Here is a 13,116-nt window from a genome sequence, read left to right as displayed (position 1 = left end):
GCCGGGGACGACGACGCCGCACGCGCCCTCCGCGCCCCGCCTCACCGCTCTGCCCGCTCCACCGATCTGCCCCGCACGGCCCACGGCCGGCGGGGCAGTGTCGTACGGGGTCCACCCGATCCCCGCACACAGACCCTCGTAACCAGTCCCCAGGAGGACCGACCGCATGACCACGGCCGAACGCCACGAGAAGACCGGGAGCACCACGGGTACCGGGAACGAGCCCGCCCACTGGAGCGCCGAGCAGATCCTGGAGGCCGTGTCCCCGCGCCGCGCCCGGCGGCTGCTGGAGGCCACCCTCGCGGAGGGCTTCCGTCCGGAGACCGATCCGGCCCGCGGCAACGTGACGGCGGGGGAGGGGCACATGCTGCTCATGCCGTCCACGCTGGGGGACTGGAGCGGCATCAAGGTGGCCACGGTCTCCCCGGAGAATCCGCAGCGCGGGCTGCCGCGGATCCAGGCCACCTACCTGCTCATGGACACCGCCACGCTGAGCGTGCGGGCGCTGCTGGAGGGCAACTCGCTGACCACGCTGCGCACGCCGGCCATCTCGGCCGTGGCCGTGGACCACCTCGCGGCCCCGGACGCCCGGACGCTGCTGGTCTTCGGCACGGGCCCGCAGGCGCTCTCTCACATCGAGGCGTTCGCGGATGTCCGCTCCTTCACCGAGGTGGTGGTCTGCGGACGCACACCCGAGAAGGTCGACGCCGTCGTGGAGTTCGCACAGGGCCTGGGGCTGCAGGCGCGCGCCGGTGACCAGGAGGACGTGCGCGGCGCGGACGTCGTCGTGTGCGCCACCTCCGCGTCCGAGCCCCTCTTCGACGGCTCGCTGGTGCGGGACTCCGCGTGCGTCGTCGCCATGGGCTCGCACGAGCCCGACCACCGCGAACTGGACTCCGGGCTGATGGGCCGCGCACAGGTGGTTGTCGAGGACACGGCGACCGCCCTGCGGGAAGCCGGCGACGTCGTCCAGGCCGTTGCCGACGGCGCGCTGGCCGAGGACTCGCTCGTTCCCCTCGCGGACGTGGTCACCGGCACCGTGGCACCGGACACGAGCCGGCCGCGCGTGTTCAAGTGCGTGGGGATGAGCTGGGAGGACCTCGCGGTGGCCGTGGGTGTGGTGACCGGTTCGCAGGACGCCGAGAGCTGACGAGCGGCTCGGGGCCTGCCCCTTCTCGGGCGGGCCCCGGCGCGGGCGCTCTGCCCTCGGACCAGCGACGAGCAGCACGAGTGCCGGAAACAGGAACGCGGGATGCAGGGAGGGGAGCAAGCACCCCGGGAACAGGAAAAACCCCGGAACACGTGTTCCGGGGTTTCGGTGGTGCGCGATACTGGGATCGAACCAGTGACCTCTTCCGTGTCAGGGAAGCGCGCTACCGCTGCGCCAATCGCGCTCAATCTCTTGAACGAGGTGGTTGCACCGAGGTGGAGACGGGATTCGAACCCGCGTAGACGGCTTTGCAGGCCGCTGCCTAACCACTCGGCCACCCCACCGGGGACCAGATCCTTGGAGGACAAGGTCTCAGGTCTCGACCAGGGTCGAAAACTGCGAGCGGACGACGGGAGTCGAACCCGCGACCCTCACCATGGCAAGGTGATGCTCTACCAGCTGAGCTACGTCCGCATTGTTGGTTGATCGAGGCCCTGTTTCTGCAGTGCTCCGTTCTTCCGAGCGGAAACTTTATCACAGGTTCTCGCGCTGTCCTCCGCGTGCCGTCCGGAACCTGAGTTCCTTTGGGGCGTTGCGTCGGTGCGTTGCCAACGAGCAGAAACACTACCGACACGATCCGGTCGGGGCAAATCGGGTGGCCGGGCCCGCGGCAGCGCAGGGGGAGCGAGCCCAATTTGCCGATCCCCGTGGACGTGCTCTAGAGTTTTCAACGTTGCAAGCGCGATTGGCGCAGCGGTAGCGCGCTTCGTTCACACCGAAGAGGTCACTGGTTCGATCCCAGTATCGCGCACGGTAACGAGGAACCCGGTCCCGGAAGGGGCCGGGTTCTTTTACGTCCGGGAGCCTTTTCCGGCTGGCTCACCGAACGACAGCCGGCTCACCGAACGACACCGACCACACAGCGCGGATGTCGACGCCGCCGCGGTCCGCTGTCCGTGTCTGAGCTCGTTCCTACGCTGAGCCCCATGACGCAACCTCGCCTGGCCCGCCAAACCGCCACCGGTCGCATGTACGCGCGCCAGGAGGGCGGTGACCTGCAGGTGCCGTCCATCACCACCATCATCGGCTGCGAGGCCAACGACCTCGGCGGCTGGTACGGCTACAGCGCGGCCCAGGCGCTGGCCGCCGATCCTCAGCTGCCGGACGCGCTGCGGGACTCGCGGCGTCGTCGTGCCCTGGTGAACCACGCGGCGAAGGCCGCCGAGCGCCACCGGGACCAGGCCGCCCAGCGCGGGGACCGCGTCCACGACTACTGCGAGCAGCTCGCGCTGCGCGCCATGGGCCGGGAGCACCGGGTGGAGGAGGCGCGGCAGGACCTGGCCGATCACCACGAGTCCCGGTTCGCGGACAGCGCGGACAAGTGGTGGGAGCTCTACCGCCCCGAGCCGCTGGCCGCGGAGATCACCGTGTGGAACTCCACGGTGGGCTACGCCGGCACCCTGGACCTCGTGGCGCGCATCGGCGGCAAGGTGTGCCTGATCGACTACAAGACCCGCGGCACGGACCGTTCGGGGCGCGTGAAGGCCCCGGACCCCAAGGTCGTCACGCAGCTCGTGGCCGGGCTCAAGGCGGAGGAGTCCCTCGTGGACGCCGCCACCGGACAGTGGGAGCCGTGGGCCTACGGGGACGCCGAGGTCCTCATGGCCGTGGCCATCGGGGAGACCGAGGCCCTGACCGTGCAGGCGGTGCCGGACCACCTGCCCGTGCACTGGTTCAAGTTCTGCGCCCTGGCCAAGGTGTGGGCGCGCTCCACGGACCTCGAGGCCGCCGGCGTCCAGCTGCGGCCCCTCGCGCCGCCGCCCCTCGAGGACAATCCCACGGGCCGCACGGGCGGTGTTCCGCAGAGCGCCACGGCCCGGACCGTCGAGGGCCCCGCCGTAGACTGAGACCCGCCCGCCCCACGTTCCACGACACCCAGCTAGGAGTGCACCGCCCGGTGAGTATTCTGCGCATCCGCACGATCGGGGACCCCGTGCTGCGGACCCCCGCCCAGGAGGTCACGCAGTTCGACGAGTCCCTGGAGACGTTGATCCGTGACATGTTCGAGACCATGTACGCCGTGGGCGGCGTGGGCCTCGCCGCGCCCCAGGTGGGCGTTGGCCTGCGCGTCTTCACGTGGGGCGTCCAGGGGGACGAGGGGCACGTGGTCAACCCCGAGGTGAGCCTCGGCGAAGACCCGCAGGAGGGCGGCGAGGGCTGCCTGTCCGTCCCCGGTCTGTCCTACGAGACGCCGCGCCGGAACTCCGTGGTGCTCACGGGCGTGGACCAGCACGGGGAGCCCGTGCGGCGCGAGGCCACGGGACTGCTCGCGAGGTGCTTCCAGCACGAGACCGACCACCTCTCCGGCAAGCTCTACGTGGACCGGCTCGTGGGGGAGGAGCGCAAGGACGCCATGCGGCAGCTGCGCCAGGCCACCTTCCAGGAGACGGCCGCGCGCATCACCCGTGAGCGGGAAAAGCAGCGTCTCGGCGGCGGCCCGGGCGCCGGTTCCGCACCGTCCGGGGACGACGCCGCCCGCGCCGCTCACGCCCGCTCCTCGCGTGCCGCGGGTGGTTCCGCGTTCGGCGCCCCCGGCAGCACACCGGGTGCAGGTTCCGCGTTCGGGCGCGGAGGTGCACGATGACGACGAACGCTCCCACCGAACCCCTGAAGGTCCTCTACGCAGGCACCCCGGAGACCGCGGTGCCCCCGCTCGAGGCGCTGCACGCCGATCCCCGGATCACCGTGGTGGCCGTGCTGACCCGGGAACCCGCACCCGTGGGACGCAAGAAGGTCCTCACGCCGTCGGCCGTCGGACGCCGCGCGGAGGAGCTCGGCCTGCCCGTGCTCACCGCGAACCGCGTCACCGAGGACCTGCTGGACGATCTCCGTGCCACGGGCGCGTCCATCGCGGCCGTCGTGGCCTACGGCGCCCTGCTGCCCGCGCCGGCGCTCGAGGTCTTCGAGCACGGCTGGATCAACCTGCACTTCTCCCTGCTGCCGCGCTGGCGCGGCGCCGCACCCGTGCAGCGCGCCCTCATGGCCGGGGACACCACGATCGGTGCCACCACGTTCGTCCTGGACGAGGGCATGGACACCGGCCCCGTGGTCGCCACGCTCACGGACGAGGTGCGCGCCGAGGACACCTCCGGCTCCGTGCTGGAGCGGCTCGCCCGCGAGGGCTCGCCGCTGCTCGCGGACTCGCTGCTCGACGTCGCCTCCGGCAGGGTTCGGCCCGAACCGCAGAGCGGTGAACCGAGCGCGGCCCCCAAGCTGAGCGGTGCCGAGGCCCGCGTGCGGTGGGAGGATCCCGCCCCCGAGGTGGCGAACCGCGTGCGCGGTGTCACGCCGGAACCCGGAGCGTGGACGGAGTACCAGGGGCAGCGGTTCAAGGTCGAGCGCATGGCCCCCGCCCCGGAGGTCACGGGCATCGCGCCCGGCCACGTGGAGATCCGCGAGAAGCACGTGTACGTGGGGACGGGATCGTGCGCGGTGGAACTCACCCGCGTGCAGCCCTCCGGCAAGAAACCGATGACGGCGCTCGACTGGGCGCGTGGGCAGCAGAACAGGGAACAGGTGGCGTTCGCATGAGCCGGGACCAGCACGACAGGGGCGGCAACCCGTCCGGCGGGCGCAGTGAGCGCCGCGGCCAGGGGCCCGGGGACCGGCGAGGTCCCGGAAACGACCGTCGCGGGACCGGTGGTGGCCGACGGGACGCCGAGGGCGCCCGAGGCCACGGATCCCGCCAGGGCTCCGGGGACGCCCGCGGAAGCGGCACCCGGCAGGGATCCAGCGACCGACCGGGCTCTGGCGACCGCAACCGCTCCGGTGAGCGCAGTGGTGCAGGGGACCGGCGCGGCCCGTCGCGTGACGGCTCCCGCCGCAACGCCCGCGGGCACGAGCGCAACCGCCGTTCCCAGCAGGAGCGGTCCTACTCGGCGCAGGCCCCGGCCCAGCGGCGTCGGAGCTCCGACCCCGCACGGCTGACGGCATTCCAGGCACTGCGTGCGGTGAACTCCGAGGACGCCTACGGCAACCTGGTGCTGCCGCGGCTCGTCCGAGAGAACCGCCTGGACAGGAGGGACGCCGCCTTCGCCACGGAGCTCGCCTACGGGGCCATGCGCTGGCAGGGAACGTGGGACGCCGTGCTCGAGAAGTGCGTGGACCGCCCGCTCGACCAGCTCGATCCCGCCGTGCTGGACGCCCTGCGGCTGGGCGTCCACCAGCTGCTCGCCATGCGCGTGCCGGACCACGCGGCCCTCGACGCCACCGTGGGTCTCGTACGCGGCGAGGTGGGGCAGGGCCCGGCGGGGCTCGTCAACGCGGTGCTGCGCAAGGTCGCCCGACAGAACCTCGAGGAGTGGCTGGAGCAGCTGACGGCCGAGCAGTCGGACGAGCTCCGCCGGATGGCCGTCCGGCACGCGCACCCCGCGTGGGAGATCCGTGCCATGCGGCGGGCCCTGCGCGTGAACGGGCGGGACACCGCGGAGATCGAGGCGCTGCTCGAGGCGGACAACGAACCGCCGAGCGTCCACCTCGTCGCGCTGCCGGGGCTGGGTTCCCTCGACGCCGCGGTCGACGACGGCGCCCGCGCGGGTGACCTCGTGCCGGACAGTGCCGTGAGCGCGGGCGGCGACGTCCACCGGATCCCCGGCACCCGTGAGGGGGTGGTCCGGGTGCAGGACGCCGGATCCCAGCTCGTCGCGCGGGTCCTCGCCGAGGCCCCCGTGCAGGAGGACGCCGGTCGGTGGGCGGACCTGTGCGCCGGCCCCGGCGGCAAGGCGGCCCTGCTGGCGGCGCTCGCGAACGAGCGCGGCGCCACGCTGCTGGCCAACGAGGTCAGCGAGCACCGCGGCGACCTCGTGCGCAACGCCCTCGCCCCGGTCCCGGAGGCCGCCTGGCAGGTGCGGGTCGGTGACGCGCGGGACGTCCCCGGTGCGGAGCCCGCCCGGTTCGACCGCGTCCTGGTGGACGTGCCGTGCACCGGTCTGGGGGCGCTGCGACGCCGGCCCGAGGCACGGTGGCGGCGCACGCCGTCGGACGTGGGCAACCTGGCCGGGATCCAGCGGCAGCTTCTCGACGCCGCGCTGGACGCGACCCGCCCGGGAGGTGTGACGCTCTACGCCACGTGCTCGCCGCACACCGCGGAGACGCACGACGTGCTCCAGGAGGTGCTGGAGGCCCGCGGTGACGTCGAGGTCCTGGACACGGCAGAACTGGCCCGTTCCGCGGCCCTTCCCGGCGCCCTGGACGGTGAGCGCACCGTGGGCCACGAGATGCCCGGCGGCGGCACGAGCGTCCAGCTGTGGCCGCACGTGCACGGCACGGACGCCATGTTCATGGTCGCCCTGCGCCGGCGGTCCTGACACCCGCACCGACGTCGGGCGGAACCCCGGCGTCGGTGGTCTGCGTCAGACGCCCGGTGGGCGCCACCGCCCGCCCCTCACGGACGGCACCGTCCAGACACACCCCGTCACGCCCCGGCACGTCCATCCCCGGCCACCCCGGCCGCCCACCGGCTCCCAGGAGGAACCCATGTCACGCTGCGACATCCACCCGTCCATCCTCTCCGCAGACTTCTCGCGCCTGGCGGAGGAGCTCCAGCGCATCTCCGGTGCGGACGCCGCACACGTGGACGTGATGGACAACCACTTCGTCCCCAACCTGACCCTGGGTCTGCCCGTGGTGGAGAGCCTCCAGGCGGTCTCGCCGATCCCGCTGGACCTGCACCTGATGATCGAGGACCCGGACCGGTGGGCTCCCGCGTACGCGGAGGCCGGCTGCGCGTCCGTGACGTTCCACGCCGAGGTGGCCGCCGCGCCGATCAAGCTGGCCCGTGAGCTGCGGGCCGCGGGGGCGAAGGCGGGCCTCGCCGTGCGACCTGCCACCCCGATCGAGCCCTACCTGGACCTGCTGCCCGAGCTGGACATGCTCCTGATCATGACCGTGGAGCCCGGCTTCGGCGGTCAGAAGTTCCTGGACGTGACGCTGCCCAAGCTGCGCCGGGCGGCCGCCGCGGTGAAGGACCACGGCGGAACGGTGGCCCTGCAGGTGGACGGCGGGATCACGGAGGAGACCATCGTCCGTGCGGCGGAGGCCGGGGCGGACACGTTCGTCGCGGGCTCCGCGGTGTACGGCAAGGAAGACCCCGGGGCCGCCATCGCGGCACTGCGGGAGACCGCGCGGTCGCACATGGCCTGACGGAGGGGCTCGGCCCACCGGGATCTGCCCGCGGCTGCGGCCCTACCGGGGACGGTCCCGCCCGGGTGGGCACTGACCCGCACCGGGGGCCGTGCCGCGACCGGGCCCCAGGAGCGGTCCTGCCGCCCCGGGTCACCCGCGGTAACCCCCGTCACGTCCGGGGCCACCCGCCGTGGCATACTGTGGGCAGCAACGTGTTCCGGGGTCGGTGCAATTCCGAACCGGCGGTGAAAGTCCGCGAACCGTGAACACCGTGCGCCACCCCCGCACCGGCCCCTGACGGCCGGCGGGGCAGCGCACGGGATCACGGCCGAACCGGTGGAATTCCGGTGCCGACAGTACAGTCTGGATGGTAGGCACACGTGCGCGTCCCGGTGTTCCGCCGTGCTCACCCGCTGACCGGGGGGCACCCGGTTCCGTCGTGACGCCGTCCGCCGCACGACCCTGACCGGTCGGCGTGCGTCCTCCTCCCCGGAACCACTGGTCGTGGCGGGTGAGAGGAGACACCATGGATGTCCTGCGGTGGTTGTTCGATGCGCAGATCCGCGTGGGTGACGGGTTCATCCTGTGGCGTGAGGTGCTCGGCAACGTGTTCGGTCTGCTCTCCGCCCTGGGCGGGATGCGCCGGAAGGTCTGGGCGTGGCCCGTGGGGATCGTGGGCAACGCGATCCTGCTGACCGTCTTCCTGGGCGCCGTGTTCGACACCCCCAACCCCGTGAACCTGCTGGGCCAGGCGGGGCGCCAGGTCATGTTCATCGCCGTCTCGGTCTACGGCTGGGTGCAGTGGCGCCGCTCGCGGGGCACCGAGCAGGAGGCCGTCTCGCCGCGGTGGGCGGGTCCGCGGCAGCGCATCGTCCTGGTTGTCGCACTGGTGGCGGGCACGGCGGTGCTGACGCCCGTGTTCCGCATGCTGGGCTCCTACGAGCCGGTGTGGGCGGACGCGTGGATCTTCATGGGCTCCCTGCTCGCAACCCTCGGCATGGCCAAAGGGTGGGTGGAGTTCTGGCTGTTCTGGGTGGCGGTGGACCTCGTGGGCGTCCCGCTGCTCTTCTCCGCGGGCTACTACGCCTCCGGGCTCATGTACGTCTTCTACGGCGCGTTCACCCTCGCGGGCTTCTTCGTGTGGTGGCGAGTGAACACGAAGCAGCGCAGGAGCGCCACGATCGGGACGGGCTTCCCGGACCTCCACCTCTCCGTGGGCGAGGAGGAGCGGTGACGGCTGACGACGACGCCGCGCGGCCGCGTCCCCGCGGCGGTCACCACGCCGCGGGCGGGGAGAACTTCACTCCCGCCGAGGCAGCCGCCATGCGGGCGGCACTGACTGCGGCCCAGCGGGGTGTGCGCGGCGCGAACCCCGTGGTGGGCGCCGCTCTCGTCGACGCCGCCGGAACGCTGCTGCACGTGGGCCACCACCGCGGGGCGGGCACGGACCACGCCGAGGTGGACGTGCTGCGGCAGGCCCGCGCGGCGGGGACGCCGCTGGGCGACACCACCCTGCTGGTGACCCTCGAACCGTGCCACCACACCGGGCGCACTGGCCCGTGCTCCGCCGCGATCCTTGCGGCCGGGATTCCCCGCGTGGTCTTCGCGGTGCCGGACGCCACGGATGCCGCACGCGGCGGTGGGGCCCACCTCGCCGCGCACGGGGTGGACGTGCGCCACGGGCTGCTGGCCGAGCCGGCCCGTGACCTGAACGAACGCTGGTTCCTGGCGCAGCGGCGTCGTCGGCCGTTCGTGACCCTCAAGCTCGCCCAGAGCCTCGACGGCAGGGTGGCCGCCGCGGACGGCACGAGCCAGTGGATCACCGGCGCGCCCGCCCGGGCCGAGGGCCACGCGCTGCGCTCGCGGGTGGACGCGATCCTGGTGGGCGGTGGCACGCTGCGCGCGGACGATCCGTCCCTCACGGCCCGGGACGCCCACGGGACGCCGGTCGAGAGGCAGCCGCTGCGCGCGGTGATGTCCACGGAGCCGGTGTCGGAGCACGCGCGCGTGCGCTGTGGTGTCGCGGCGGGGGAGAGCACAGCCCGGTCCGGGGCCTCCGGCGACGACGGAAGGTTCGTCCACCTGGCAACCCACGACCCTGCCGAGGCGCTGCAGGCCCTCCGCGAGCTCGGCGCCGCCCACGTGCTCGTGGAGGGCGGGCCCACCGTGAGCGCGGCGTTCCTCGCCGCGGACCTCGTGGACGAGCTGTGGCTCTACCAGGCACCCCTGCTGCTGGGGGAGGGCTCCGCATCCGTGGCCCCGCTCGGGATCGGCACGCTCACGGGGGCCTCGCGCTGGCGGAGCGATCCGGTGGGGCTACCAAAGGGCGGATCCCCCGTGGCGGCGGTGGGCGAAGACCTCCGCTGGCACCTGCGGCCCGCACCCCGGGAGACGGTGTTCCCGGACTCGGACCTGCACGCAGCGACGTTCGACACGGCGGCGACCAGCGCCCCGGCGCCACAGAGCCCAGCCACGCAGAACTCCACCACACAGGATCTGACCACGCAGGATCCCACCACGCAGGATCTGGCGCCTCACGACCCTGGCCCATCCCACACGGCGATGCCCGGTGCAGCACAGCACTGTGCCGCCCCGCCCGATCCGGCATCCCGCCGCGCAGCGGCTCCCGGTCCGGCACCCGCCGTTGCCGCTGCTCAGCAACCGCCCGCCCACACAGTCGCACCGCGCGGCGCCTGACCCGCACCCCCGTCACCGAGGAGACCCGTTGTTCACTGGAATTGTCGAATCCCAGGCCACCGTCGAGCGCGTCGAACGGCTCGCGGAGGACGCCGCCCGCCTGCACGTGTCCGCGGGGGCGCTCGTCGCGGACTTGCCGGAGGGCGGGTCCCTGGCCGTCAACGGCGTGTGCCTCACGGCAGTGCCCGCCCCGGCGTCCGTGCCGGGGGACTTCACCGCGGACGTCATGGGCGAGACCCTGCGCCTGACCACACTGGGGGAGCTGCGCGGCGGGGAGGCGGTCAACGTGGAGCGCTGCATGGCGGCCGGTCAGCGCCTGGACGGTCATGTGGTGCAGGGCCACGTGGACGGCGTCGGCACCGTGCTGCAGCGCACCGAGCACACGGGCTGGGAGACGGTGCGCGTGGGGCTGCCGCGCGAGCTTGCGCGCTACGTGGCCGTCAAGGGCTCCGTGGCGGTGGACGGCGTCTCGCTGACGGTCACCGCCGTCTCCGGGGCGGACGAGGCCGCGGCGTGGTTCGAGGTGGGGCTGATCCCGGAGACCCTGCGCGCCACGACCCTGGGAGTGCGCGGGCCCGGTGCGCGCGTGAACCTGGAGGTGGACGTGATGGCCAAGTACGCGGAGCGGCTCAGGGCCTTCACCGCCCCGCAGGCGGCTTCCACCGACCGGGGCGTGGTGCTCGACGCCGTGCCGGACGCCGTCGCCGCCATTGCCTCCGGCGCCGCGGTGGTGGTCGTGGACGACGAGGACCGGGAGAACGAGGGGGACCTGGTCTTCGCCGCGCAGCACGCCACCCAGCCGCTCATGGGCTTCACCGTGCGCCACAGCTCCGGGGTGGTGTGCGTACCCATGCCCCAGGAGACGGCGGACCGGCTGGGGCTGCCACCCATGACCTCCCACAACGAGGACGCGAAGGGCACCGCCTACACCCTGACCTGCGACGCCCGGGTGGGGGTGAGCACCGGCATCAGCGCACGCGACCGTGCCCTGACCGCGCGTCTGCTCGCCCTGCCCACCACGTCTGCCGCGGACCTGACCCGCCCGGGGCACATCCTGCCGCTGCGCGCGGTGGCCGGGGGAGTCCGCGAACGCGCGGGACACACCGAGGCCGCGGTGGAGCTCGCCCGCCTGGCGGGCTGCGAGCCGGTGGGGGCGATCGCGGAGGTCGTGGACGACGGCGGACAGCCCCTCCGCGCGCCCGCCCTGCGCCGCTTCGCGGACCAGCACGGTCTGGTGATGATCAGCATCGCGGACCTGGTCGAGCACCTGGACGCCACCGCCGCTCCACAGAACGTTCCCTCCGAGCAGCGGGAGGGAGGGCTGCCCGCATGAGCGCACGCGAACCAGACGCCGGCAGGGCAGCGGGGGCCGACGACGTCGCCCCCGGGTTCCGTACGAACGGAACCGTGGGCGCCGTCGCCCCCGAGCCCGGCACGAACCCTGCGGGCGCCGCCGCGGCGTCCGGGGAGGGCACGGGTCCGGCGGGGAGCACCGCGGCCCCGGAGGGCCGGGCGGGTTCCGTGGCGGGCCCTGGGATGGACACCGCGGCGGCGTCCTCCGCGGGGGAGCTCGAGCACAGCGAGCCCGTGGTGGTGCCCACCGAGCACGGCACGTTCTCCACCGTCGGGTGGCGCGTGCCCGTACCCTCCGGTGTCCCCGCGGCCGAGCACCTCTCGCTCTCGGCACCGCCACCCCCGGAGGAGGCGCACCTGCCGCCCCTCGTGCGGCTGCACTCGGAGTGCCTCACGGGGGACGTCCTCGGTTCGTGGCGCTGCGACTGCGGCCCCCAGCTGCACCTGGCCATGGAGCGGGTGGCCCGCCACGGCGGAACGGTCCTCTACCTGCGCAACCACGAGGGCCGGGGCATCGGGCTGATCAACAAGCTGCGGGCCTACAAGCTCCAGGACGGCGGCGCGGACACCGTGGACGCCAACACCCTGCTGGGCCTGCCCGCGGAGGCCCGCGACTACACCGCCGCCGGGCGGATCCTCGCGGCCATGGGGCTCACCGAGATCCGGCTGCTGTCCAACAACCCGGACAAGGTCGCCAAGCTGGAGGCCCTCGGGATCACCGTCACGCAGATGGTGCCCCACGAGGTCCACGCCCGGCACGAGAACATCGACTACCTGCGCACCAAGCGCGATCGCATGCACCACCACCTGACCCACCTCACCCCAGGAGAGAACTCATGAGCGGACACGGCGCCCCCACCATCCAGGCCACTGAGCTCGACGCCTCGCAGCTCACGGTCGCCGTGGTGGCGGCCAGCTGGCACACCACCATCATGGACGGGCTCGTGGCCGGAGCCCGCCGCGCCCTGGAGGAGGCGCACACGGGAAAGGTGGTCGAGGTGCGCGTCCCCGGCAGCTTCGAGCTGCCCGTGGCGGCGCGCCGGCTCGCGGAGTCCGCGGACGCCGTCGTGGCCCTGGGCGTCGTCGTGCGCGGCGGCACCCCGCACTTCGACTACGTGTGCAGCGCGGCGACCACGGGGCTGACGGACGTCAGCGTGGCCACGGGCAAGCCGGTGGGCTTCGGCGTGCTGACGTGCGACACCGAGCAGCAGGGCCTGGACCGCGCCGGGCTGGCGGGCTCCACGGAGGACAAGGGCTACGAGGCCGCCCACGCCGCCGTGAGCACCGCCCTGACCCTGCGGGGGCTGGGCGTGTGAGCCCGGCCCCGGGTTCGGGGCAGCCGCGCACACCCATTACCCTGGAACGGTGAAAACCTTCGAAGACCTCTTCACCGAACTCAGCGACAAGGCCGCGCGGCGCCCGGAGGGCTCCAAGACCGTCACGGAGCTGGACTCGGGGATCCACGGCATCGGCAAGAAGGTCGTCGAGGAGGCCGCCGAGGTCTGGATGGCGTGCGAGCACGAGACGGACGCGGAGGCCGCCGAGGAGATCTCCCAGCTGCTCTACCACCTGCAGGTCATGATGATCGCCAAGGGCATGAGCCTCGAGGACGTCTACAAGCACCTCTGAGCCGCGCGCCGCCCGCGCGAAGGCCCCACCTCGTCACAGCGCCCACGTCACAGAGTCCTCCTTCACGGGGTTCTCGTCACAGAGTCCGCATCGCGGAAAGGAAC

Annotated in this window: 12 protein-coding genes, 4 tRNA genes and 1 riboswitch; of the genes, 13 read left to right on the top strand and 3 right to left on the bottom strand. The window is 73.2% G+C overall.

Annotated features, from left to right (window positions below):
- Positions 1 to 166: 166 nt before the first annotated feature.
- Entirely contained in the window at positions 167 to 1,150 is a 984-nt protein-coding gene (locus tag D8M39_RS02245) for an ornithine cyclodeaminase family protein (RefSeq protein WP_126874289.1), read from the top strand.
- Between the two features lie 169 nt (positions 1,151 to 1,319).
- Here the strand turns inward: D8M39_RS02245 and D8M39_RS02240 are convergent.
- The 3 genes from D8M39_RS02240 to D8M39_RS02230 form a co-directional block, all read right to left on the bottom strand.
- Positions 1,320 to 1,394, bottom strand: a tRNA-Val gene (locus D8M39_RS02240).
- A gap of 29 nt (positions 1,395 to 1,423) precedes the next feature.
- A tRNA-Cys gene (locus tag D8M39_RS02235) sits at positions 1,424 to 1,494 on the bottom strand.
- A gap of 57 nt (positions 1,495 to 1,551) precedes the next feature.
- A tRNA-Gly gene (locus tag D8M39_RS02230) sits at positions 1,552 to 1,624 on the bottom strand.
- A gap of 265 nt (positions 1,625 to 1,889) precedes the next feature.
- Here D8M39_RS02230 and D8M39_RS02225 point away from each other — a divergent pair.
- The 12 genes from D8M39_RS02225 to D8M39_RS02170 all read left to right on the top strand — a co-directional run bounded on the left by D8M39_RS02225 (position 1,890) and on the right by D8M39_RS02170 (position 13,012).
- Positions 1,890 to 1,961, top strand: a tRNA-Val gene (locus D8M39_RS02225).
- Positions 1,962 to 2,136: 175 nt separating this feature from the next.
- Positions 2,137 to 3,057, top strand: coding sequence for a cytochrome (locus D8M39_RS02220; protein ID WP_126874288.1), 921 nt, complete (start codon positions 2,137 to 2,139; stop codon positions 3,055 to 3,057).
- Between the two features lie 50 nt (positions 3,058 to 3,107).
- Positions 3,108 to 3,794, top strand: coding sequence for a peptide deformylase (gene def / locus D8M39_RS02215; protein WP_055082172.1), 687 nt, complete (start codon positions 3,108 to 3,110; stop codon positions 3,792 to 3,794).
- A gap of 23 nt (positions 3,795 to 3,817) precedes the next feature.
- Positions 3,818 to 4,741, top strand: coding sequence for a methionyl-tRNA formyltransferase (gene fmt, locus D8M39_RS02210; RefSeq protein ID WP_055082180.1), 924 nt, complete (start codon positions 3,818 to 3,820; stop codon positions 4,739 to 4,741).
- Entirely contained in the window at positions 4,738 to 6,516 is a 1,779-nt protein-coding gene (locus D8M39_RS02205) for an RsmB/NOP family class I SAM-dependent RNA methyltransferase (protein ID WP_126874287.1), read from the top strand. Before fmt ends, D8M39_RS02205 begins: the two co-directional genes overlap by 4 nt.
- 169 nt (positions 6,517 to 6,685) lie before the next feature.
- Complete coding sequence (gene rpe / locus D8M39_RS02200) at positions 6,686 to 7,351, top strand: ribulose-phosphate 3-epimerase (RefSeq protein WP_055082176.1); 666 nt, start codon at positions 6,686 to 6,688, stop codon at positions 7,349 to 7,351.
- Between the two features lie 191 nt (positions 7,352 to 7,542).
- Positions 7,543 to 7,716, top strand: a riboswitch (FMN riboswitch).
- 143 nt (positions 7,717 to 7,859) lie between these two features.
- Positions 7,860 to 8,567: a nicotinamide riboside transporter PnuC gene (gene pnuC / locus D8M39_RS02195; RefSeq protein ID WP_126874286.1), complete on the top strand. Its 708-nt coding sequence runs from the start codon at positions 7,860 to 7,862 to the stop codon at positions 8,565 to 8,567.
- Positions 8,564 to 10,030 carry a bifunctional diaminohydroxyphosphoribosylaminopyrimidine deaminase/5-amino-6-(5-phosphoribosylamino)uracil reductase RibD gene (gene ribD / locus D8M39_RS02190; protein WP_238693919.1) on the top strand — a complete coding sequence of 489 codons (1,467 nt, stop codon included), beginning with the start codon at positions 8,564 to 8,566 and terminating at the stop codon, positions 10,028 to 10,030. Before pnuC ends, ribD begins: the two co-directional genes overlap by 4 nt.
- A 28-nt stretch (positions 10,031 to 10,058) precedes the next feature.
- The gene (gene ribB, locus D8M39_RS02185; RefSeq protein ID WP_083482275.1) at positions 10,059 to 11,363 is read left to right on the top strand and encodes a 3,4-dihydroxy-2-butanone-4-phosphate synthase; all 1,305 of its coding nucleotides are present in this window, start codon (positions 10,059 to 10,061) and stop codon (positions 11,361 to 11,363) included.
- Complete coding sequence (locus D8M39_RS02180; protein ID WP_371413725.1) at positions 11,360 to 12,223, top strand: GTP cyclohydrolase II; 864 nt, start codon at positions 11,360 to 11,362, stop codon at positions 12,221 to 12,223. The genes ribB and D8M39_RS02180 overlap by 4 nt, the downstream gene beginning before the upstream one ends.
- Positions 12,220 to 12,699 carry a 6,7-dimethyl-8-ribityllumazine synthase gene (ribH, locus tag D8M39_RS02175; protein WP_055084777.1) on the top strand — a complete coding sequence of 160 codons (480 nt, stop codon included), beginning with the start codon at positions 12,220 to 12,222 and terminating at the stop codon, positions 12,697 to 12,699. The genes D8M39_RS02180 and ribH overlap by 4 nt, the downstream gene beginning before the upstream one ends.
- Positions 12,700 to 12,748: 49 nt before the next feature.
- A complete protein-coding gene (locus D8M39_RS02170) occupies positions 12,749 to 13,012 on the top strand; it encodes a phosphoribosyl-ATP diphosphatase (RefSeq protein WP_055084775.1) in 264 nt (87 codons plus the stop codon).
- The last annotated feature ends 104 nt before the right edge of the window (positions 13,013 to 13,116 follow it).

It is taken from the genome of Kocuria sp. HSID17590 (genome assembly GCF_003989485.1).
Lineage (GTDB): Bacteria > Actinomycetota > Actinomycetes > Actinomycetales > Micrococcaceae > Kocuria > Kocuria salsicia.
This window is presented reverse-complemented; position numbering and strand designations above follow the sequence as displayed.